The following is a 19,740-nucleotide window of genomic DNA, read 5'->3' as shown; positions in this document are numbered from 1 at the left end:
AGCTGCCAAAAACGCGGATGCTATGGGCATGGACGCCCCCAGCCCCCACCTCGGCCGAGCCCTTGCCCATCGCGAGCCCTCCGGCTTGCGGCGGCACGGGCCGCACGCCCCCAGCCCCGCGGCGCCCGCCACCGGCCCCTGGGCGCCCGGCGGCATCGCGGTGCATGAAACCGGCCCTGAGGCGCTGGCACGGCTGCAGCAGGTGCTGACCGATGCCCTGCAGGGCCATGCGCTGACGGCGCAGCTGCAGTTGCGCCAGGCGCCCGAAGATGGCTGCGTGCAGGCGTTCTGGCCGCTGGCCCTGCAGCAGGCACTGGCCCCGGGCCACGACACGCTGGAGCTGCACAGCCGCCTGGGCCTGCCGGCGCCGCAGCCGGGCCGCGAGGCCGGCGATGCGCCCGAGACCGCCGCCGCCCTGCTGCTGGGGCCGCACTGGCAGGACTTCCCGAGCGTGCAGGAGCTGGCCTCGGCCCTGCGCGTGCGCCGCAACGTGGCGCGCGCGGCGGCCCGCACCATGCTCGACTTCGACACCGAGGCCGTGGAGCGCCCCTGGGAGTTCTGGCATCACGACGACAGCCGCGGCTTTCACATCCGCGAGGGCGTGTCGCTGATCGACGCGCTGCGCCAGGCGACCCAGCCCGAAGTCAGCGGCGCGCGCTACGCCTTCAGTTGCTACCGCGCCACTGAATACGTGCTGCTGCTGGGCCTGGCCGAAGAGCTGCAGCAGGCCAATCCGCCGCTCTATGCCCAGTTGCAGGCGCTGTGGCGCCGGCGCGCCATCGTCTCTGCCGAGTTCCACGAGGTCTTCCTGCGCGAGACCGGCAGCCTCGACGCGCCGCTGCCCCCGCGCTACTACGTGCCCGGCGACCGGGTGTGGTTCCGCAATCCCGACGAGGCCTCGGCCGATGCCGCGGGTTTCGAGGGCTCCTGGGTGATCTACCTGGGCGGCGGCCATTTCTGCAACTTCTGGGAAAAGGACCGCCCCTTCGACTTCGAAACCAAGTGCCTGGAAGTGCACCACTGGCGCGACGGGCTCTGGCACGACGCCCAGGGCGAGGCCCGGATCGACGAGGCGCGCGTGGCGCAGGCCATGGCGCGCACCCGCGCCGACCCCGCGGCCCTGGCGCGCATCCTGGCGCGCATGCAGCGTTTTCGGGATCCGCGCGGCGTGTATGCCGAAGGCGGCTGCATCGACAGCACGCGCGAGCAGTTGCGCTGGGTGTGCCCGGGCAGCGCCGATCTGCGGCTGCCGGCTGAATGAGAACGGGCGCCGCGTTCAGCGCGGTGCCGGCGGCGCCGACAGCCGGTCCCGCTGCGCGAGCGCCGGGAAGAGCCTGAACCAGGCCAGGGCCACGGCCACCGTGCCCATGCCGCCGGCCACCACCGAGCCCACGGGGCCCAGCAGCGCGGCCGTGGCGCCTGATTCGAATTCGCCCAGCTGGTTGCTCGCGCCGATGAAGATGCCATTGACGGCGCTCACACGACCACGCATGGCGTCTGGCGTCTCCAGCTGCACCAGCGTCTGGCGAATCACCACGTTCACCATGTCCGCCGCGCCCGAGACGGCCAGCGCCGCCAGCGACAGCCAGAAGCTGGTCGACAGGCCGAACACCACCATGCACAGGCCGAACACGCCCACGGCCAGCAGCAGGGTGCGACCCACACGGCGCTCGATGGGCGTGCGCGTGAGCCAGATCGACATCAGCAGCGCGCCGGCCGCCGGCGCCGAGCGCAGCAGCCCCAGCCCCCAGGCGCCGGTGTGCAGGATGTCCTTGGCGAAGATCGGCAGCAGCGCCACCGCCCCGCCCAGCAGCACGGCGAAAAGGTCGAGTGACACCGCGCCCAGCACCGGCTTGCGCTGCCAGATGAAGCGCACCCCGGCCAGCAGCGTGGCGGCCGTCACGCTCTCGCGCGCAGGCGGGGTATGCGCGTAGCGCAGCAGCAGCGCCAGCACGCAGGCCAGCGCGAAGAGCAGCAGGCTCGCGCCGTACACCACGCCCATGCCCGCCACGAAAAGCAGGCCGCCCAGCGCGGGGCCGCCGATGACCGCGGCCTGCTGCCCGGCCGAGCTGAAGGCCATGGCCCGCGGCAGCATGGCCGGCGGCACCAGCAGCGGCGTGAGCGACTGCTGGGCCGGCATCTGGAAGGCGCGCACCGCCCCCAGCACCAGTGACAGGCCCAGCAGCAGCCCGCGCGAATCCGCTGCGCCGGCGGGCCACATCACGGCCGCCAGCAGCACCAGCGCCACCAGGCCCTGCACCGCCAGGCAGGCTGCCAGGATGCGGCCGCGGTGATGGCGGTCCACCACATGGCCCGCATAAAGGGCCAGCAGCAGCGCGGGCGCGAACTGGTAGAGCCCGACCAGGCCCAGGTCCCAGGCCGAACCCGTCAGCTCATACATGTGCCAGCCCACCGCCACCATCAGCATCTGCTGCGCGGCCGTGCCCGTGAGGCGGGCGGCCCACAGGCGCATGAACGCCTGCTGGCGCCGCAGATCGGCAAAGCTGTAGGTGGGGGAGGCAGTGGCGTTCATGAAGGGGGAATGCGGCGGGCCCGGGCAGGCCACGCGGATGGCGGCTGCTGCGCACGCGCGGGCGTGCAGCAGGGGCCGCAAGCATAGCGAAGCCGCGCCCCGGCTTTCTACACTGCGCCCGTGAGCGAGAACGACGACCTGACCCTGTTGCACGAGGATGCCCATCTGCTGGTGCTGGACAAGCCTGCCGGCCTGCTGTGCGTGCCCGGCCGCGGCCCCGACAAGCAGGACTGCCTAAGCGCGCGCGTGCAGCGCCGCTGGCCCGAAGCGCTGGTCGTGCATCGGCTGGACATGGCCACCAGCGGCCTGGTGCTGATGGCACGCGACCTGCCCACCCAGCGCGCGCTGGGCGACGCCTTTGCCACTCGGCAGATCTGGAAGCGCTACGAGGCCGTGGTCGATGGCTGCGCCGACCAGGCGCATTGGCAGACCATCGATGCGCCGCTGATGGCCGACTGGCCACGCCGGCCCTTGCAGAAGGTGGATGCCGCCGGCAAGCCCTGCCTCACGCGCTGGCGCACCCTGGCCCTGTTGCCCGGCAGCGCCGGCCGGGGCCCGAGCAGCCACCTGCTGCTGGAGCCGCAGACCGGCCGCTCACATCAGCTGCGCGTGCATCTGGCCTTCATCGGCCATCCGATCCTGGGAGATGCGCTTTATGCCGACGCGCGCGTGCAGGCCATGGCCCCGCGGCTGATGCTGCATGCGACCGTGCTGCAGTTTCGCCACCCCGTCACGGGCGCGGCCTTGCGTGTGGAGAGCCCCGCGCCCTTCAGGGCTCCGCCTTGACCACCAGCACCGGCATCGGCGCTTCCTGCAGCACGCGCTGGGTCACGCTGCCCAGCAGCAGTTTCTCGATGCCCGAGCGGCCATGCGAGCCCATCACGATCAGGTCGGCATTCAGGGCCACGGCGGTGTCCACGATGCCTTCATGCACCACGTGGCCGTCGATCACGCGCTGGTCGCTGTGCAGGCCCTCGGCGGCCAGCGCCGCCACGCCGCGTGCCAGCGCCGCATTGGCGCTGGAGGTGGCCGCGGCCAGGTACTCGTTCTGGCCCAGCGCATAGTCGGCGCCCACGCCGATGAAGGGGTAGTTGTCGATCACGTGGATCAGGGTGATCCGACTGCCGAAGGCCAGGGCCAGGCCGCTGGCCTTGCTCACGGCAATCATCGAAGTTTCGGAACCGTCGACGGGGACGAGGATGTGGTTGAACATGGACGTACCTCTCTCTGGTCTTGAATCGCCCCCACTGTACCCTGAGCTTTCGCCAGGACCTGTAGGACGGCCCTCGCCCGCCCGAGGCCGCTCCGGCAGCCCCGGTTCCGCGCCGGCGCTCAGCCCTGCGGGTCGCACTGGAAGGCGCCCGCGCGGCAGGTCAGCACCAGCGTGTCGCGCCAGCCGCTCTCGCCTTCGACCAGCGGCTGGATGGGCGTGGATTCATGGATCACGCGCGCGTCGTCCAGCAGCATCAGCGACCAGGGCTGCTCGAGTGTGAAGCGTTCGCCGCGCCGGCCTTCGAAGACGCGGGTTTCGCCGCCCTTGATGCCGTGGCGCCCCACCAGCGCCACGGCCACGAGGTCCACGCCGTCGCGGTGCGCGCCTTCGGGCGTGGGCCGGCCGATGCCGCCCTGGGTGTCGATGCGGAACTGGTGCGCCTCGATGTACCAGCGCTGCTCGCCGCGCAGCGCGCTGGCCGCCTGCGCCAGGTGCAGCAGCAGCGCGCGCCATACGGGCAGCGCTGCGCTGGCTTCCTGCATGGGCGCGAACCAGCGCTGCATGCCGCCATGCAGCGCGTTGTATTCCACGGGCTGCCAATGGGCGCGGTGCGGTGCCTGCACCAGCGCGCCGCCTTCGGCGATGAAGCAGGCATGCCGGCGCTGGCGGTAGCGGCCGCCGTCCTTGAGGTACTCGTCGGGCGGCAGGCTGTCCCAGTCGGCGCGCAGCACATCCAGCTCGGCCAACGGGCGCTGCAGCCAGTCGGTCGTGCCCTTGGCGCTGAGCACCGCATAGCCCTGCTGCCTGAGCGCGGCGTCCAGTTCCTCGGGTGGCGTGAACGGTGCGTTGAAGGTCTCGTGGGCCATGGCCGTTCAGCCTTCCACGACCTGCACGCCCTTCCAGAAGGCCACGCGGTCGCGGACCATTTCGGCTTCCGGTTTCGGATCGGGGTAGTACCACACGGCGTCGGCATTCAGTTCGCCATCGACCAGCAGCGAGTAATAGCTGGCCATGCCCTTCCAGGGGCAGGTGGTGCGGTGGTTGCTGAAGCTGACGTAATCGCGGTTGAGCGCGCTCGCGGGAAAGTAGTGGTTGCCTTCGACGAGCACCGTGTCGTCACTCTGGGCGATGGTCACGCCCTTCCAGATGGCTTTCATGCAGGACCTCTTTGACAGCCGCGCGAACCGCCTGTGGGCCGCTGCGGGGCGGCTATTGTGCAGCGGGCAGCCAATGCACGCTGAACAGGCGCTCGGGGTCGGTCCACACGGGCCCGATGCCGAAGCCCGCACGCAGCGCCAGGGCGCGCAGCCCTTCCACGCTGAACTTGTGCGAGTTCTCGGTGTGCAGGGTTTCGCCTTCTTCAAAACGCCAGCCCACGCCGCCGATGTGCACGGTCTGCGCGCGCAGGCTCTGCAGGTGCATCTCGATGCGCGCCAGCGGCGCGTTGTAGAAGGCCGAATGGGCAAAGGCATCGACGTCGAAATCCGCGCCCAGCTCGGCGTTGGCGCGCAGCAGCAGGTTGCGGTTGAAGGCCGCGGTCACGCGCTGGCTGTCGTTGTAGGCCGCATGCAGCACGGCCGGATCTTTCACGAGGTCCACGCCCAGCAGCAGGCCGCCGCCGCGCAGCAGCTGGGCCGCGCGCGACAGGAAGGCCTGCGCTTCGGCCGGGTCGAAGTTGCCCAGGGTCGAACCCGGAAAGAAGCCCACGCGCCGCACGCCCGGCGCGGCTTCGGGCAGGCGCATCGGCTGCGAATAGTCGGCCACCACCGGACGCACGGCCAGCCCCGGCCGCTCGGCCCGCAGCCGCTGCGCGGCCTGGGCCAGGTGCTCGCCCGAAATGTCGATGGGCACGTAGCCATGGGCCCGCGGCAGCGCGTCGAGCAGCAGCCGCACCTTGTGCAGCGAGCCGGCACCGAACTCGACGATCTCGGCATCGGGGCCGATGTGGCGCGCGATCTCGCCCGCGCGCTGGCTCAGGATCGCCAGCTCGGTGCGCGTGGGGTAGTACTCGGGCAGTTCGCAGATGCGGTCGAACAGCTGCGACCCGGCCGCGTCGTAGAAGTACTTCGGTGAGATGCGGCGGGGCTGCCCGTCCAGCGCCTGCACCAGGTCACGCGCAAAGGCCTGGCGCGCAAGCTGCTCGGCCGAGGGCGCGGAAGACACCTCGTGAAGATGCGGCTCGGCCTGCGGTGGCACGCCATGCAGGGCCGTGGCCTGCCGGCGCCAGGCCGGCGCGGAGCGCGAAAGAGAAGCTGCTTGCTGCGCGGGGTGAGCGGACATCAAAGATCCTTGGCGAGCCGCAGCCCGCTGAACTGCCAGCGTGCGGCCGGCGGAAAGAAATTGCGATAGCTGGGCCGGCTGTGGCCCGCAGGCGTGGCCAGGCTGCCGCCGCGCAGCACCATCTGGCCCACCATGAACTTGCCGTTGTATTCGGCCGCCAGCCCGGGCAGCGGCCTGAAGCCGGGGTACGGCCCATAGGCCGAACGGGTCCATTGCCAGGCCTGGTCGTCACGCTCGCAAAAGCGCGCGTCGGCACTGGCGGCCTCCCATTCGAATTCGGTGGGCAGCCGCGCGCCGGCCCATTCGGCATAGGCGGCCGCTTCATAGAAGCTCAGTTGCATCACCGGCCGCTCGGGCCGCATCGGCCGCAGTCCGTCGAGCCCGAACACATGCCAGCCCGAGGCACCGCCGATGCCATGCAGCGCCAGCCGCGGATCGTCGGGTGCCAGCCAGTAGGCCGGATGCCGCCAGCCCTGCGTCTGCACCGCGGCCCAGCCTTCGGACAGCCATAGCTCGGGGCGCTGGTAGCCGCCATCGGCGATGAACTGCGCGTACTCGGCGCAGTTGACGAGCCGGTCCGCAATGGCAAAGGGCTGCAGCAGCACCGCATGGCGCGGGCCTTCGTTGTCGAAGGCGAAGCCCTGCCCCGCGTGGCCCACCTCGACCTGGCCGCCCGCATGGGCAAGCCAGTCCAAAGCCGGCGCGCTGGCCGCCACGCGCAGCGCGGGCTCGGCGCTGGGCGCACAGGCCGGAAGCAGCGGGTTGCAGGAAAAGGCGTGCAGGATGTCGGTGAGCATCAGCTCCTGGTGCTGCTGCTCATGGTGCAGGCCCAGCGTCAGCACCGGGCTGATCGCGGCCAGCACCTGCGCATCGGCATCGGCCAGCAAGCGGCACACGGCCGCATCCACGTGGGCGCGCCAGGCATGCACCTCCTCGAGCGTGGGGCGGCTCAGCAGGCCGCGCTGCGGGCGCGGGTGGCGCGGGCCCAGGGCCTCGTAGTAGGAGTTGAACAGGTAGTGCCAGTGGCGGTCGAAGAGCGCGTAGCCGCCGGCATGCGGCGCCAGCAGCAGCGCCTCGAAGAACCAGGTGGTGTGCGCCAGGTGCCACTTGGTGGGGCTGGCATCGGGCATCGACTGGATGCACTGGTCTTCGGCCGACAGCGGCGCGGCCAGCGCGAGGCTGCGCGCACGCACCGCTTCAAATTGGCTTTGCAGCGCCTGCGCGTGGGCACCGGGGCTGGCCCCTGAGCTGGCATCAGGGCTGGAGAGGGAAGGCGAGGCTTGCTGCACCCAGCGGTTGTAGGCAGCCCCGGGCCCGCGCGGCGTAGGACGAAGGCGCAGCCCGCGGCTTGCCGCGGGGCCGGCCGCCCCACCCGGCCACCATAATGAACTCCATGCAAACCCTGACGCCACCCTCCAACTCCCCTGCTGCTGCTGCCACCGCCGACGCCCGCCCTGGCCGTGCGCGCGTGCTCATCGTGGGCTGCGGCTTCGGCGGGCTGGAAGCCACGCGCGCCCTGGCCGGCGAGAACGTGGACGTCACGGTGATCGAGAAAACCAACCACCACCTGTTCCAGCCCCTGCTCTACCAGGTGGCCACGGCCGGGCTGGCGGCGCCGTCCATCGCGGCGCCGGCGCGCACGCTGTTCCGCCGGCAGTCGAACGTGACGACCCTGCTGGGCGAGGTCACGGCCATCGACGCCGCGGCGCGCCAGGTGCAGCTGGCCGACGGCGAACGCCTGCCCTACGAGCACCTGATCGTCGCGGCGGGCGCCACGCACAGCTACTTCGGCAACGACGACTGGGCCACCCATGCGCCGGGCCTCAAGACCCTGGCCGATGCCTTCGAGATCCGCCGCCGCGTGCTGCTGGCCTTCGAGGCGGCCGAGCGCGAACATGACGCGGCGCGGCGCCAGGCGCTGCTGCGCTTCGTGGTGATCGGTGCCGGCCCCACGGGGGTGGAGATGGCGGGCACGCTGGCCGAGATCGCGCGCCACACGCTGACCGGCGAGTTCCGCCGCATCCGCCCCGCCGATGCAGAAGTGCTGCTGGTCGAAGGCGGCTCGCGCGTGCTGCAGGCGATGCCGGAGGCCCTGAGCCAGCGCGCGCTCGAACAACTGGAGGCCCTGGGCGTGCGCGTGCGCCTGAACACCCGCGTGACGCGCATCGACGAAAAGGGCCTGGAAGTGACGCTGGATGCCGGCACGCCGCAGGCCACCAGCCAGTTCATCGACAGCCGCTGCATCACCTGGGCGGCCGGTGTGGCGGCCTCGCCGCTGGGCCGGCTGCTCGCGCAGGCCACGGGCGCCGAGTGCGACCGCGCCGGCCGCGTGAAGGTGGAGCCCGACCTGAGCCTGGCCGGCCATTCCGACATCAGCGTGGTGGGCGACCTGGCCGCAGCCGTGAGCCATGTGCCCGGGCAGCCGCCGCAGCCGGTACCCGGCGTGTCGCCCGGTGCCAAGCAGATGGGCCGCTGCGCCGCCGGCAATGTGCTGCTGCGCATCGCCGGCCTGCCCACCCGGCCCTTCCGCTACCGCGACTGGGGCAACCTGGCCACCATCGGCCGGCACTCAGCCGTGGCCGATGTGCCCACGCCCTTCGGGCATTTGCGCTTTTCGGGATCGCCGGCCTGGCTGTTCTGGCTGTTCGTGCACATCTTCTTCCTGATCGGCTTTCGCAACCGGATGATCGTGCTGATGGACTGGGCCAGCGCCTACTGGACCTTCAGGCGCCATGCGCGCGTGGTCCATGACGTGCAGGCACCGCAGCCTGCGGGCGGGCACGCCGCGCCGCCGCCTTCGCAGGGCTGAGCGCCGGATCAGCCGCGCTCTGCGCGCCGCTCGGAACCGAAGGGGTAATGCCGCACCTTTTCAGAGGGCGCCGCATCCTGCGGCAGCTCCACCGGCGGCTTCACCTCGTCATGCCAGGGCATGGGCCGCGAGCCATAAAGCTCGCGTTCCAGCCGCGCCACGCGTTCGGCATACATCTGTGCCAGCGCGCCGTGGTGCTCGGCCGCGGCCTGGTGCTCCATGCGCGCCATGTTGGCTTCGGTGAGCATCACCTCGGCCCGCTTCAGGTAGGCGTTGGGATTGGGCTTGAAGAGGTGGTCGAGCATGGGCATCGCGTTCTCCAGAGAGGATGCTTCCAGTCTCGAAGTGCAAGGCCCCGGTGCCTGTAGGCGCAGGGCACCTCATCGGCGTAAGGGATTGCGCCGCGTGCCGACCCCCCGAACGCGGAGAAATTCTCAGGCGGCCTGGCCCTCGGCCTCCTGCAGCAGCCGCCACATCACCTTGCCGCTGCCGCTCTTGGGAAGGGCATCGACGAACTGCACCTGGCGCGGCACCTTGTAGGCGGCCATGTTCTCGCGGCACCAGGCGATGATCTCCTCGGCCGTGGTGCTCTTGTGCGTGGGGCGCAGCACCACCACGGCCTTGACGGATTCGCCGCGGTAGGCGTCCTTGGTCGAGATGATGCAGGCCTCCTGGATCGCCGGGTGCTTGAACATCAGCAGCTCCACCTCGGCCGGCCAAACCTTGAAGCCGCTGGCGTTGATCATGCGCTTGAGCCGGTCGGTGATGAAGAAGAAGCCCTCCTCGTCCATGCGGCCCATGTCGCCGGAGCGGAAGAAGCGCTTGCCGTCGATCTCCACGAACACGGCCGCGGTGGCGTCGGGGCGCTTCCAGTAGCCGCTGAATATCTGCGGGCCGCTCATGATGATCTCGCCCGGCTCGCCGATGGGCAGCTCCTTCAGCGTCTCGGGGTCGACCACGCGCGCGTCCACGCCCGTGAAGGGCATGCCCAGGCATTGCTGCTTGGCGTGCAGGGGCGGGTTGCTGTGCGTGGGCGCCGCGGTCTCGGTCAGGCCGTAGCCCTCCTGGAAGGCCAGGCCGAATTCCTCGAGCAGGCGCTGCGCCACGGCCTGCGGCATGGCCGCGCCGCCGCCGCCGATGTACAGCAGGCTCGACAGGTCGTAGCTCTTGAAGTTGGGGCTCGCCAGCAGGTCGATGACCATGGTGGGGATGTTGGTCCAGCTCGTGACCTTCCACTTCGAGATCAGGTGGCCGGCCACGTCGCGGTCCCAGCGCGGCATCAGCACCAGCGAGGCGCCGGCATAGATGGCCGTGTGCATCATGCTCACGATGCCGGTGATGTGGAACATGGGCACCACGGCCAGCACCACGGTCTCGGGCGTGGCCGAGCCCCATTGCGAGCCCGCCACGGCGTTGTGCATCAGCGTGGAATGCGGATGGATGCAGCCCTTGGGCAGGCCGGTGGTGCCGCTGGTGTAGGGCAGCAGGGCCATGTCCTGCGCGGCCACCTCGTGCGCGGGCGCGGCGTGGCCTGCGGCCAGCAGCGCGGTCCAGGCGTGGACCTGGCCGCCCGCGAGCACGGGCAGCTCGCGCTGCGGCAGCAGCCAGTCGCGCCAGGCCGCGGCCATGGCGGGCGTGTCGGCGGCGCTGGCGTCAAAGGCGTCGGTGAACTGCGTGACGATCAGGTGCGACAGTCGCTGCGCCTCGGGCAGGCCGTCGCTGGCCTTGGCCAGCTCGGGGGCCAGGTCGCCCGTGGTCAGGGCCACCCGGGCGTCGGAGTCGCTGATGTAGTGCTTGAGCTCCTCGGCCTTGTTCATCGGGTTGACCGGCACCACCACCGCGTTGGCGCGCAGGATGGCGAAATGCGCGACCACCAGTTGGGGCGTGTTCTGCATGTCCAGCAGCACACGGTCGCCGCGCCGCACGCCCAGCGCATGCAGCGCGCCGGCCAGTGCATCGACCTGCGCCGCCAGCTCGCCATAGGAAGTGATGCGGCCGAAGTAGATCAGCGCCGGCTTGTCCGGATAGCGCTGCGCATTGACCTGGAGGTTGTGCCACAGCGAGGTGGCCGGCGGCGTGATGTTGTGCGGCTGGCGCGCGGGCCAGAACTTAAAGTGCGGGCGTTCGGTCGTCGACATGGATGCGATGCAGAAAGGCGGGCGCCATGGGCGGCAGGAGGCGCACAGCGTACGGTGCACTGCGCCTGCGGCCCCATGGGGAAAGTCCGGCTCGCGTCACCTGCGCGACGCGCGGGCTGCGAAGGGGTGGACATCTTGTCCGTGCCCGGCCTGCGTGCGCAGGGCCACTGCCATAATCTTCGGCCATGCAATTGCTGCGCGCCTGGACACTGCTTGCCCGCCTGGTACTGGCGGGTTTCGTGCTGTCGCTTGGCGTGGCGGCGGCCTCGCCGCTGGTCAAGCCGCAGGCCCTGCAACTGGTGTGCAGCACGGGCAGCAGCGGCGCCAAGCTGGTGCTGCTGGACGATGAGCCCGGCAAGGCGTCCACCGCCGCGCACCACGCACTCGACTGCCCCGCCTGCGTGGCCACAGCACTGCCTTCCCCGCCCATGGCACTGAAGCTGCCGGCCGCCCTGCCCGCGCCGCTGGCACAGCACCGCTTTGAAGAAGCCCGCCTGACCGCGCTGGCCGGCGCCGCGCTGCCGCCGCGCGGGCCACCCGCCTCGGCCTGATACGCGCAGCGCGGGCCGCCGCGCAGCGCCCCATGCCCAGCCCCGCCAGCACGCCGCGCACCGCCGGCTCACAGGCACACAAAAGGCACACAAGGGCGCGCGGCTGCAGGTGCGCTCTGCGTGAACCACGCGCGCGAAGCGCACCGGGCCGCAGGCGCCCATCCCCCCGCACCCTTTCAGCCGCATCCAGGAGATCCCGTCATGCGCATCCAGACCCGCCCCACCCTTGCCTTCATCGCGCTGCTCGGCCTTGGCGCAGCGGCGCAGGCCCAGGTCAGCGTGACGCAGCCCTGGGTGCGCGCCACCGTCGCGCAGCAGCAGGCCACGGGGGCCTTCATGCAGCTGCAATCGCCCACGGCCACGCGCCTGGTGGGCGTGAGCACGCCCCTGACCGCCGTGGCCGAGCTGCACGAGATGGCCATGCAGGGCGACGTGATGCGCATGCGCCATGTGCCGGTGCTCGAGCTGCCCGCGGGCAAGGCCGTGGAGCTGCGGCCCGGCGGCCACCACCTGATGCTGATGAACCTCAAGGCCCAGGTGAAGGAAGGCCAGACCGTGCCGTTGACGCTGACCTTCGAATCGCCCGATGGCAAGCGCGAAACGGTGCAGGTGCAGGCGCCCGTGCGCGCACTCACGGCGCAGGCGGCCGGTGGCCATGCGGGGCACGGCGCAGCCCCTGCGCACAAGCATTGAGCGAGAAGGAACACCACGATGAGACTGCTGCCCCCTCTGCTGCCCGCCCTGCCCCTGCTGGCCGGCGCGCTGATCACACTGGCCCCCCTGGCGGCGCAGGCCGACGAGAAGCTGGCCCAGTCCAAGGCCTGCATGGCCTGCCACACCATCGACAAGAAGCGCGTGGGCCCGGCCTTCAAAGACATCGCCACGCGCTATGGGGCCCAAGCCGATGCATCGGCCAAGCTGGCGGCCAAGATCCGCCAGGGCAGCCGCGGCACCTGGGGCGCCGTGCCCATGCCCGCCAACCCGGGCGTGAGCGAGGCCGACGCTAAGAAGCTGGCCGACTGGGTGCTGCAGCAGAAATAAACAGCCACCCACCGGCCCGACTGCGCATGCGCTCCTTCAGCAAGCACCCCGCGTATCGCACGCCCCGCGGCGCGCGCCTGGCGGCCGCTGCTCGCGCGCGCGCCGCCGTTGAACGCCTGAATGTCGGCTCGGGCCAGGGCAGCGCCTGCATGCGCGCCGCTGCACCTGTCGCCCGACCCTTCTTGCACTGATGCCTCAGGCCGCAAAGCCCAGGGGCATCAGGCCTGCGTGTTCAAGGAATTGCCCTCTTCCCATGACTTCATCTTCCGCTTGCCGTGCGGCCCGCTGGACGGCCGCCGCCCTGCTGGGCACCCTGGCCCTTTTCGGCAGTGCCCAGGCCCACGACTTCCGCGTGGGCGAGCTGTCCATCGACCATCCCTATGCCACGCCTTCGCTGCCCGGCGTGAAGACCGGCGCCGTCTACCTGCGCGGCATTCGCAACAAGGGCAGCGCGCCCGACCGGCTGATCGGCGCCAGCACGCCCGTGGCCGAGCGCGTGGAACTGCACACGCGCCAGATCGATGGCGATGTGCTGCGCATGCGCGAGGTGCCGGCCATCGCGCTGCCCGCGGGCCAGGAGGTGCAGCTGCGCCACGGCCAGCCGCAGCACCTGATGCTGGTGGGACTGAAGAAGCCGCTGAAGGTGGGCGAGCGTTTCGACCTCACGCTGCGCTTCGAGCGCGCGGGCGAGACCACCGTCAAGGCCTGGGTGCAGCAGCCGCGCGCGGCTGCAGACGATGCGGCTCACAAGCACTGAGCCGGCCATGCAAGAGCACCAGCGCTTCTTCTGCTTCAAACCCTCGCCCCTGGCGCACGCGCTGAGCCTGGGCCTGGCCGCCTTGGGGGCCATGGGCGCACAGGCCCAGACCGCCGCGCTGCCCACCATCGAGGTCAGCGATTCATCCGAGCAACTGTCCACGGGCCGGCTGCCGCTGGACCGGCCCGCCGAAACCGGCAGCCGCCTGGGCCTGACGCCGCGCGAGAACCCGGCCTCCGTCAGCATCGTCGAGCGCGCCACCATCGAGGCAAGCGGCGCGCGCAACACACAGGAGGCGCTGCAGGCCATTGCCGGCGTGACCGCGCATGACGCGCCCGGCAACGTGGGCGTGCAGTACCGCGGCTTTGGCAGCGGCTCGCTCTCGCAGCTGTTCAACGGCATTCACGTGCAGTACTCCATCGCCGCGCGGCCCGTGGACAGCTGGATCTACGAGCGCGTGGAAGCCATCGGCGGGCCCTCGAGCTTTCTCAACGGCGCCGGCGCCGTGGGCGGCACGCTCAACTACATCACCAGGCTGGCCACACGCAGCAACGCGAGCGAAGCGCAGCTGCGCCTGGGCAGCGAGCGGCTGCGCGAAGCCTCGGTGGGGCTGAACCGGCGCATCGCCGGCGATGGCAACGGCAGCGGCGATCACCACCTGCGCATTGATGTGAACCACCGCCGCGGCGGCGCCTGGACCGAAGGCACGCGGCCCGAAGCCACGCAGCTGGCCACGTCGCTGCTGTCGGACCTGGGCGGCGGCCTCTCCCACACGCTGGCCTATGAATACCAGAAGGAAGAGGTGCAGCGGCCCTACTGGGGCACGCCGCTGCTCAACCCGATGCAAGGCAGCCTGCGCATAGCCCCGGCCACGCGCGAGAAGAACTACAACAGCGCCGACGGCCTGTATGCGCAGCGCGTGCAGTGGCTGCGCTCCATCACCGAATGGCGCGTGAACGAGGCCCTGAGCCTGCGCAACACCGCCTATTCCTACGACGCGCTGCGCGACTACCGCAACGTGGAGAGCTACCGCTTCAACGCCGGCAACACGGCCGTCACGCGCTCGGCCAGCCTGCTGCAGCGGCATGACCAGCGGCTGCTGGGCAACCGGTTCGATGGCACCTGGCGCAGCGAGATCGCGGGGCGCCGCAGCGACTGGGCCTTCGGCATCGACCTGAGCCTGAACAGGCAGACGCGCTTTCCGAACAGCCTCCCGGGCACCGTGAGCACGGTCAACCCCTACCTGTTCACGACCGAAGCCTTCTTCAGCATTCCGGGCATGCGCCCGGGCTTGCGGCCCGACCGCGAGAACCGCGTGCGCACCACGGCCGTCTTTGCCGAGAACCGCACGCAGCTCACGCCCAGCCTGGCCCTGGTCACCGCATTGCGGCACGAGCGCATCGCGCTGGACCTGAACAACCGCCGCGAGGTGAACGCCGCCAACCCGGCCCACTACGCGCGCAGCTACCGCCCCACCACGGGCAGGCTGGGCCTGGTGTGGGACTTCGCGCCCGGCGCCAACCTCTACGCGCAATACGCCACCGCGGCCGACCCGCCGGCCGGCATCCTCACCACGGCCACCTTCGCCCAGGTGCAGGGCAACAGCGAACTGAGCACGGGCCGCCAGATCGAGCTGGGCAGCAAGTGGGACTTCTGGCGGGGCAAGGGCACGGCCACCGCCGCGGCCTACCGCATCGTGCGCAAGAACATCGCCACCCAGGACCCGGCCAACAGCAGCCTCACGGTGCAGGTGGGCGAACAGTCGTCGCGCGGCGTGGAGTTGGCTGTGGGCCTGCAGGCCACGGCCGCCTGGGCTTTTCAAGCCAACGCCAGCTGGGTCGATGCGCAATACGAGAACTTCCGCCAGGGCGGCGTCTCGCTGGCCGGGCGCACGCCCACCAACACGCCGCGCACGGTGCTCAACGTCTGGAGCTCGTATGCGATCACGCCACAGTTGCAGGCCAGCGCGGGCATCCGCCGCGTGGGCGCGGTGTATGCCGATGCGGCCAACACGCAGCGTTGGAGCGCCTACACCCTGCTGGACCTGGGCCTGAGCTACCAGTTCAACCGCCACACCACACTCACGGCGCGCGTGCGCAACGCGACCGACCGCGTGTATGCGCTGAACGTGGGCGGCACGCAGGCCTACCTGGGCGCGCCGCGCACGGCCGACGTGGCGCTGCGCCTGAACTTCTGATCGGCAGGAAGGCCCCATGCACCTCAGGCGCTGGCTCTTCCTCACGCACCGCTGGCTGGGCATCGGGGTGTGTGCCTTCTTTGCGCTGTGGTTCGTCTCGGGCGTGGTGATGATGTACGTGGGCTACCCCAAGCTCACGGCCGCCGAGCGCCTGCACCACCTGCCGCCACTGGGCACGGGCTCGGGCTGGCTCACGCCGCGCCAGGCGCTGGACGCGGCGCAACTGAACGGCCCGCTGCGCGAGCTGCGGCTGGCCATGGCGCGCGGCGGCCAGCCGGTGTACCTCGCGCAGCCGCAGGCCGGCGCGGCAGGCGCCACGGTGGTGATCGACGCGCGCACGGGCCAGCGGCTGCAGGGGGTGGACACCGCACTGGCGCTGGCCAGCGCCGCGGCCTATGGCCAGTCACTGGCGCAGCAGGCCGCACCCCGCCACCTGGGCACGGTGCAGGAAGACGCCTTCACCCATTCGCGCGCGCTCGATGCGCACCGGCCGCTGCACCGCGTGCAGCTTCACGATGCGCAACACACGCTGCTGTACGTCTCCAGCCTCACGGGCGAAGTGGTGCGCGACGCCCCGCGCAACGAGCGCGTGTGGAACTACGCGGGCGCCTGGCTGCACTGGCTCTACATGTTCCGCGGCAATGCCTTCGATGCGGCATGGGCCGACATCGTCAACTGGCTGTCCATCGTGGGCATTGCCGTGGCCGTCACGGGCACGGTGGTGGGCGTGATGCGCTGGCGCTTCGGCAGCCGGCGCTATCGCAGCGGCGCGCGCACGCCCTACGCGGGCCGCATGATGCGGTGGCATCACATCAGCGGCCTGCTGTTCGCGGCCATCACCTTCACCTGGATCCTGAGCGGGCTCGCCTCGATGAACCCCTGGCGCGTGTTCGACACCGGTGCCGCGCCGCTGCGCAGCGCCGCGCTGCAGGGCGTGGCGCTGGACCCGGGCGCCGAAGCCGCCTCGCCGCAGGCGCTGCTGGCCAGCGCAGGCCCGGCCACGCGCGAGCTGCGCTGGGTGCCGGTGCTGGGCACGCTGACGGTGCAGGCGCAAGGGCCTGCCGGACGGCCCCTGGTGCTCGACGGCCGCAGCGCGCAGCCCCTGGCGGTCGATGAAGCGGCGCTGCGCCAGGCCGGCGCGGGCCTGCTCGACGCGCCGCTCGCGCGCATCGAAAAGCTGCAGGCCCATGACTTCCACTACTACGAGCGCGCCCCCCACACCATGACCGGCGGCGGCGAGCGCCCCCTGCCGGTGCTGCGCCTGGTCTTCGAGGACCCGGCCCGCAGCTGGGTGCACCTAGACCCGCACACCGGCACGGTGCTGGGCCGCAGCGACCGGGGCCGGCGCGCCAGCCGCGTGCTGTTCGCGCTGCTGCATAGCTGGGACTGGCTGCCGCTGTTGCGCCTGCGCCCGCTGTGGGATGTGCTGCTGATCGGCCTGAGCCTGGGCGGCGCGATGCTGAGTTTGACGGGCGTGGTGATCGGCTGGCGGCGGCTGGGGCAGCACCTGCGCGGCCGCGTTGCCGCGCGGCGCCATGCCGGCGCCGCCGGGCCGCCGCGCGGCTGATCAGCCGCGCTGAAAGCCCGCCAGCCGCTGCGTGATGAGCTGCTCGGCCTGGGCCATGATGCCGTCGATCAGTTGCTTGCAGGTGGGCACGTCGTGGATCAGCCCGGCCACCATGCCGCAGCTCCAGGCGCCGGCGTCCATGTCGCCGCTTTGCATGATGCGCGGGTACACGCCCGCCACCTCTTCGATGATGTCCTCGAACTTGAGGTTGGCGCCCAGCGTTTTTTCCTTTTCGAGCAGCCGCTCCACTGCGGCGTTGTTGAGCACGCGCTCGGTGTTGCGCAGCGGGCGCATCACCAGGCGCGTGTCCAGCTCGCTGGCGGCCACGATGGCCTGCTTGACCTTCTCGTGCACGGGCGCTTCCTGCGTCGCGATGAAGCGCGTGCCCATGTTCATGCCCTCGGCGCCCAGCGCCAGTGCGGCCACGAGGCTGCGGCCGTCGGCCATGCCGCCCGAGGCCACGAAGGGGATCTTCAGCTCTTCGGCCGCGCGCGGCAGCAGGATGAAGTTGGGCACGTCGTCCTCGCCCGGGTGGCCGCCGCATTCGAAGCCGTCCACGCTCACGGCGTCGCAGCCGATGGCCTCGGCCTTGAGCGCGTGGCGCACCGAGGTGCACTTGTGGATCACCTTGATGCCATGCTCCTTGAGCAGCGGCATCCATTTCTGCGGGTTGTTGCCGGCCGTCTCCACCGCCTTCACGCCGCCGTCGATGATGGCCTGGATGTAGCCCGGGTAGTCGGGCGAGCTCACGGTGGGCAGGAAGGTGAGGTTCACGCCGAAGGGCTTGTCGGTCATCTCGCGGCAGCGCGCGATTTCCTTGGCCAGCAGCTCGGGCGTCTTCTGCGTCAGGCCCGTGATGATGCCCAGGCCGCCCGCATTGGAGACGGCCGCGGCCAGCTCGGCCAGGCCCACGTAGTGCATGCCGCCCTGGATGATGGGGTGCTCGATGCCAAAGAGTTCGGTGATGCGGGTCTTCAAGGGTGTCTCCAAGGATGAGGGCACGCGCACCACGGCGGGGCGTGCGGATGAACCCCCGGATCATCGGCACCGCAGCGCGGCTTGACTGCCACGCGCGCGACAAGCCGGCGACAGGCACAGCTATTGCTTCCCGCCCTTGCCTGCAAACGCCTCCTTGCGGGCGCCGATCCACTTCCTTCCACGCATGCCCACCACCATGTCGCTTCGCCGCCGCCACCTCTGCACCGCCCTTGCCGCCTCTGCCCTGCTGGCCAGTCCGCTGGCTTTTGCCCAGTCGGCGCTGGATGAGGTGATGAAGGTCAAGCTCATCAAGATCGCGGTGCCCACCGACTACCCACCCTACGGATTCGTCGGCATCGACCTCAAGCCCCAGGGCCTGGACATCGCCATGGCCCAGCTGATCGCCGACAGGCTGGGCGTGAAGCTGGAGATGGTGCCCGTGACCAGCGCCAACCGCATTCCCTACCTGCAGACCCGCCAGGTGAGCCTGGTGATCTCCACGCTGGGCAAGAACGAGGAGCGGCTGAAGGTGATCGATTTCTCGCACGCCTACGCCCCCTTCTTCCAGGGCGTGTACGCGAGCAAGGAACTGCAGATCAAGAGCTTCGCCGACCTGGGCGGCAAGACCATCGCCGTGGCCAAGGGCGCGATGGAGGAGCAGGAGCTGGCGAAGGTCGGCCCTGCCACCATGAACTTCAAGCGCTATGAAGACCAGGCCGCCACCACCGCGGCCTTCGTGGCCGGGCAGACGCAGGCGCTGGCCACCAGCGTCTCGAACGCCGGCCTGATGGCGCAGAAGAACCCGCGCCTGAATGCCGAGTACAAGCTGCTGATCAAGGACAGCCCCTGCTTCATCGGCATCGCCAAGGGCGAAGATGCGCTGCGCAACAAGGTCAACGAGATCATCCTGGCGGCCCGGAAGGACGGCACGCTCGACAGGATGTCGCAGCGCTGGCTCTCGCGGCCGGCCGGCGAGCTGCCGCTGTAAGGCCAGGCTGCCGCGCACGCTGCCCGCATGGCACAGCTCGACTTCAGCACGCTGCTGGCGCAATGGCCCTTTCTGCTGCGCGGCGTGGGCTGGACGCTGGCCCTCACGGCCGTGGCCATCGTGCTGGGCATGGCGGTGGGCGTGGCCTGCGCCTGGGCCCGCAGCCATGGCCCGGCCTGGCTGCGCTGGCTCGCGGGCGGCTATGTGGAGCTGATCCGCAACACGCCCTTCATCGTCCAGCTCTTCTTCATCTTCTTCGGCCTGCCCTCGGTAGGCGTGAAGCTCAGCCCTGAAGTCGCCTCCGTGCTGGCGATGGTGCTGAACCTGGGCGCCTACGCCACCGAGATCGTGCGCGCGGGCATCGACAACACGCCGCGCGGCCACATCGAGGCCGCGCAGAGCCTGGCGCTGAACCGGCTGCAGGTCTTCGTGCATGTGGTGCTGCCGCCGGCGCTGCAGCGCGTGTGGCCGGCGCTGGTGAGCCAGATCGTGATCGTGATGCTGGGCTCGGCCGTGTGCGGCCAGATCGCGACCGAAGAACTGAGCTATGCCGCCAACGTGATCGCCACGCGCAGCTTCCGCACCTTCGAGGCCTACATCCTGGTCACGGCCGTTTACCTGCTGCTGGCCATCGGGCTGCGCGAGCTGCTGAACCGGCTGGGGCCACGGCTCATCTTCAGGAAGTAGC

General features: G+C 70.7%; 20 protein-coding genes. 11 read left to right on the top strand and 9 right to left on the bottom strand.

The window, feature by feature from the left end; translation table 11 throughout:
- Positions 1 to 28 precede the first annotated feature (28 nt).
- On the top strand, positions 29 to 1,261 hold the full coding sequence (locus tag PGB34_RS13580; protein ID WP_271428627.1) for a hypothetical protein: 1,233 nt from the start codon (positions 29 to 31) through the stop codon (positions 1,259 to 1,261).
- A 15-nt stretch (positions 1,262 to 1,276) separates the two neighbouring features.
- Here PGB34_RS13580 and PGB34_RS13575 read toward each other — a convergent pair whose 3' ends face one another.
- On the bottom strand, positions 1,277 to 2,473 hold the full coding sequence (locus PGB34_RS13575) for an MFS transporter (protein WP_408647899.1): 1,197 nt from the start codon (positions 2,471 to 2,473) through the stop codon (positions 1,277 to 1,279).
- Between the two features lie 180 nt (positions 2,474 to 2,653).
- Between PGB34_RS13575 and PGB34_RS13570 the strand changes: the two genes are divergently transcribed.
- Positions 2,654 to 3,319, top strand: a complete 666-nt coding sequence (locus tag PGB34_RS13570; RefSeq protein ID WP_271428625.1) for an RluA family pseudouridine synthase — start codon at positions 2,654 to 2,656, stop codon at positions 3,317 to 3,319.
- Here PGB34_RS13570 and PGB34_RS13565 read toward each other — a convergent pair.
- The 5 genes from PGB34_RS13565 to egtB form a co-directional block, all read right to left on the bottom strand.
- A complete protein-coding gene (locus PGB34_RS13565) occupies positions 3,303 to 3,746 on the bottom strand; it encodes a universal stress protein (protein WP_271428624.1) in 444 nt (147 codons plus the stop codon). The genes PGB34_RS13570 and PGB34_RS13565 overlap by 17 nt on opposite strands.
- 119 nt (positions 3,747 to 3,865) lie before the next feature.
- On the bottom strand, positions 3,866 to 4,612 hold the full coding sequence (locus PGB34_RS13560; RefSeq protein WP_271428623.1) for a 2OG-Fe dioxygenase family protein: 747 nt from the start codon (positions 4,610 to 4,612) through the stop codon (positions 3,866 to 3,868).
- 6 nt (positions 4,613 to 4,618) lie between these two features.
- Entirely contained in the window at positions 4,619 to 4,903 is a 285-nt protein-coding gene (locus PGB34_RS13555) for a DUF427 domain-containing protein (RefSeq protein WP_271428622.1), read from the bottom strand.
- A gap of 52 nt (positions 4,904 to 4,955) precedes the next feature.
- Entirely contained in the window at positions 4,956 to 6,026 is a 1,071-nt protein-coding gene (gene egtD / locus PGB34_RS13550; RefSeq protein ID WP_271428621.1) for an L-histidine N(alpha)-methyltransferase, read from the bottom strand.
- Positions 6,026 to 7,240 (bottom strand): ergothioneine biosynthesis protein EgtB, encoded by a 1,215-nt coding sequence (gene egtB, locus PGB34_RS13545; protein WP_271428855.1) that lies wholly within the window; start codon positions 7,238 to 7,240, stop codon positions 6,026 to 6,028. The genes egtD and egtB overlap by 1 nt, the downstream gene beginning before the upstream one ends.
- 179 nt (positions 7,241 to 7,419) lie before the next feature.
- Between egtB and PGB34_RS13540 the strand changes: the two genes are divergently transcribed.
- Entirely contained in the window at positions 7,420 to 8,835 is a 1,416-nt protein-coding gene (locus PGB34_RS13540; RefSeq protein ID WP_271428620.1) for an NAD(P)/FAD-dependent oxidoreductase, read from the top strand.
- Between the two features lie 8 nt (positions 8,836 to 8,843).
- On the opposite strand, the gene PGB34_RS13535 is transcribed toward PGB34_RS13540, so the two are convergent.
- A complete protein-coding gene (locus tag PGB34_RS13535; RefSeq protein ID WP_408647889.1) occupies positions 8,844 to 9,146 on the bottom strand; it encodes a hypothetical protein in 303 nt (100 codons plus the stop codon).
- Between the two features lie 123 nt (positions 9,147 to 9,269).
- The gene (locus tag PGB34_RS13530) at positions 9,270 to 10,973 is read right to left on the bottom strand and encodes a long-chain fatty acid--CoA ligase (protein ID WP_271428619.1); all 1,704 of its coding nucleotides are present in this window, start codon (positions 10,971 to 10,973) and stop codon (positions 9,270 to 9,272) included.
- Between the two features lie 185 nt (positions 10,974 to 11,158).
- Between PGB34_RS13530 and PGB34_RS13525 the strand changes: the two genes are divergently transcribed.
- The 6 genes from PGB34_RS13525 to PGB34_RS13500 all read left to right on the top strand — a co-directional run bounded on the left by PGB34_RS13525 (position 11,159) and on the right by PGB34_RS13500 (position 17,086).
- Positions 11,159 to 11,524, top strand: coding sequence for a DUF2946 family protein (locus tag PGB34_RS13525; protein ID WP_271428618.1), 366 nt, complete (start codon positions 11,159 to 11,161; stop codon positions 11,522 to 11,524).
- A gap of 201 nt (positions 11,525 to 11,725) precedes the next feature.
- A complete protein-coding gene (locus PGB34_RS13520) occupies positions 11,726 to 12,217 on the top strand; it encodes a copper chaperone PCu(A)C (protein WP_271428617.1) in 492 nt (163 codons plus the stop codon).
- Between the two features lie 18 nt (positions 12,218 to 12,235).
- Positions 12,236 to 12,565 (top strand): c-type cytochrome, encoded by a 330-nt coding sequence (locus PGB34_RS13515; protein ID WP_271428616.1) that lies wholly within the window; start codon positions 12,236 to 12,238, stop codon positions 12,563 to 12,565.
- 253 nt (positions 12,566 to 12,818) lie between these two features.
- Positions 12,819 to 13,322, top strand: a complete 504-nt coding sequence (locus tag PGB34_RS13510) for a copper chaperone PCu(A)C (RefSeq protein ID WP_271428615.1) — start codon at positions 12,819 to 12,821, stop codon at positions 13,320 to 13,322.
- Positions 13,323 to 13,329: 7 nt separating this feature from the next.
- Entirely contained in the window at positions 13,330 to 15,519 is a 2,190-nt protein-coding gene (locus PGB34_RS13505) for a TonB-dependent receptor (RefSeq protein ID WP_408647888.1), read from the top strand.
- Positions 15,520 to 15,535: 16 nt separating this feature from the next.
- Entirely contained in the window at positions 15,536 to 17,086 is a 1,551-nt protein-coding gene (locus PGB34_RS13500) for a PepSY domain-containing protein (RefSeq protein WP_271428614.1), read from the top strand.
- Here PGB34_RS13500 and PGB34_RS13495 read toward each other — a convergent pair whose 3' ends face one another.
- A complete protein-coding gene (locus PGB34_RS13495; RefSeq protein ID WP_271428613.1) occupies positions 17,087 to 18,064 on the bottom strand; it encodes an NAD(P)H-dependent flavin oxidoreductase in 978 nt (325 codons plus the stop codon). It abuts the gene before it with no gap.
- 196 nt (positions 18,065 to 18,260) lie between these two features.
- On the opposite strand from PGB34_RS13495, the gene PGB34_RS13490 reads away from it, so the two are divergent.
- Together PGB34_RS13490 and PGB34_RS13485 are read left to right on the top strand one after the other, a co-directional pair.
- Positions 18,261 to 19,052: a transporter substrate-binding domain-containing protein gene (locus tag PGB34_RS13490; RefSeq protein WP_271428612.1), complete on the top strand. Its 792-nt coding sequence runs from the start codon at positions 18,261 to 18,263 to the stop codon at positions 19,050 to 19,052.
- A gap of 27 nt (positions 19,053 to 19,079) precedes the next feature.
- A complete protein-coding gene (locus PGB34_RS13485; RefSeq protein ID WP_271428611.1) occupies positions 19,080 to 19,739 on the top strand; it encodes an amino acid ABC transporter permease in 660 nt (219 codons plus the stop codon).
- The last annotated feature ends 1 nt before the right edge of the window (position 19,740 follow it).

The sequence above is a fragment of the Xenophilus arseniciresistens genome, from assembly GCF_028023875.1.
Taxonomy (GTDB): Bacteria; Pseudomonadota; Gammaproteobacteria; order Burkholderiales; family Burkholderiaceae_C; genus Xenophilus; species Xenophilus arseniciresistens.
The sequence above is the reverse complement of the archived record's forward strand: the minus strand, read 5'-3'. Positions and strand labels throughout refer to the sequence as shown.

Excerpts from the sequence above, each read along its gene's own strand:
- PGB34_RS13500 (WP_271428614.1), top strand. The coding sequence starts at position 15,536 with ATGCACCTCAGGCGCTGGCTCTTCCTCACGCACCGCTGGCTGGGCATC.
- PGB34_RS13525 (WP_271428618.1), top strand. The coding sequence starts at position 11,159 with ATGCAATTGCTGCGCGCCTGGACACTGCTTGCCCGCCTGGTACTGGCG.
- PGB34_RS13510 (WP_271428615.1), top strand. The coding sequence starts at position 12,819 with ATGACTTCATCTTCCGCTTGCCGTGCGGCCCGCTGGACGGCCGCCGCC.
- PGB34_RS13485 (WP_271428611.1), top strand. The coding sequence starts at position 19,080 with ATGGCACAGCTCGACTTCAGCACGCTGCTGGCGCAATGGCCCTTTCTG.
- PGB34_RS13575 (WP_408647899.1), bottom strand. The coding sequence starts at position 2,473 with ATGCGCCTGTGGGCCGCCCGCCTCACGGGCACGGCCGCGCAGCAGATG.
- PGB34_RS13580 (WP_271428627.1), top strand. The coding sequence starts at position 29 with ATGGACGCCCCCAGCCCCCACCTCGGCCGAGCCCTTGCCCATCGCGAG.
- PGB34_RS13520 (WP_271428617.1), top strand. The coding sequence starts at position 11,726 with ATGCGCATCCAGACCCGCCCCACCCTTGCCTTCATCGCGCTGCTCGGC.
- egtD (WP_271428621.1), bottom strand. The coding sequence starts at position 6,026 with ATGTCCGCTCACCCCGCGCAGCAAGCAGCTTCTCTTTCGCGCTCCGCG.
- PGB34_RS13565 (WP_271428624.1), bottom strand. The coding sequence starts at position 3,746 with ATGTTCAACCACATCCTCGTCCCCGTCGACGGTTCCGAAACTTCGATG.
- PGB34_RS13515 (WP_271428616.1), top strand. The coding sequence starts at position 12,236 with ATGAGACTGCTGCCCCCTCTGCTGCCCGCCCTGCCCCTGCTGGCCGGC.
- PGB34_RS13535 (WP_408647889.1), bottom strand. The coding sequence starts at position 9,146 with ATGCCCATGCTCGACCACCTCTTCAAGCCCAATCCCAACGCCTACCTG.
- PGB34_RS13555 (WP_271428622.1), bottom strand. The coding sequence starts at position 4,903 with ATGAAAGCCATCTGGAAGGGCGTGACCATCGCCCAGAGTGACGACACG.
- PGB34_RS13505 (WP_408647888.1), top strand. The coding sequence starts at position 13,330 with ATGCAAGAGCACCAGCGCTTCTTCTGCTTCAAACCCTCGCCCCTGGCG.
- PGB34_RS13490 (WP_271428612.1), top strand. The coding sequence starts at position 18,261 with ATGTCGCTTCGCCGCCGCCACCTCTGCACCGCCCTTGCCGCCTCTGCC.
- PGB34_RS13560 (WP_271428623.1), bottom strand. The coding sequence starts at position 4,612 with ATGGCCCACGAGACCTTCAACGCACCGTTCACGCCACCCGAGGAACTG.
- PGB34_RS13540 (WP_271428620.1), top strand. The coding sequence starts at position 7,420 with ATGCAAACCCTGACGCCACCCTCCAACTCCCCTGCTGCTGCTGCCACC.
- PGB34_RS13530 (WP_271428619.1), bottom strand. The coding sequence starts at position 10,973 with ATGTCGACGACCGAACGCCCGCACTTTAAGTTCTGGCCCGCGCGCCAG.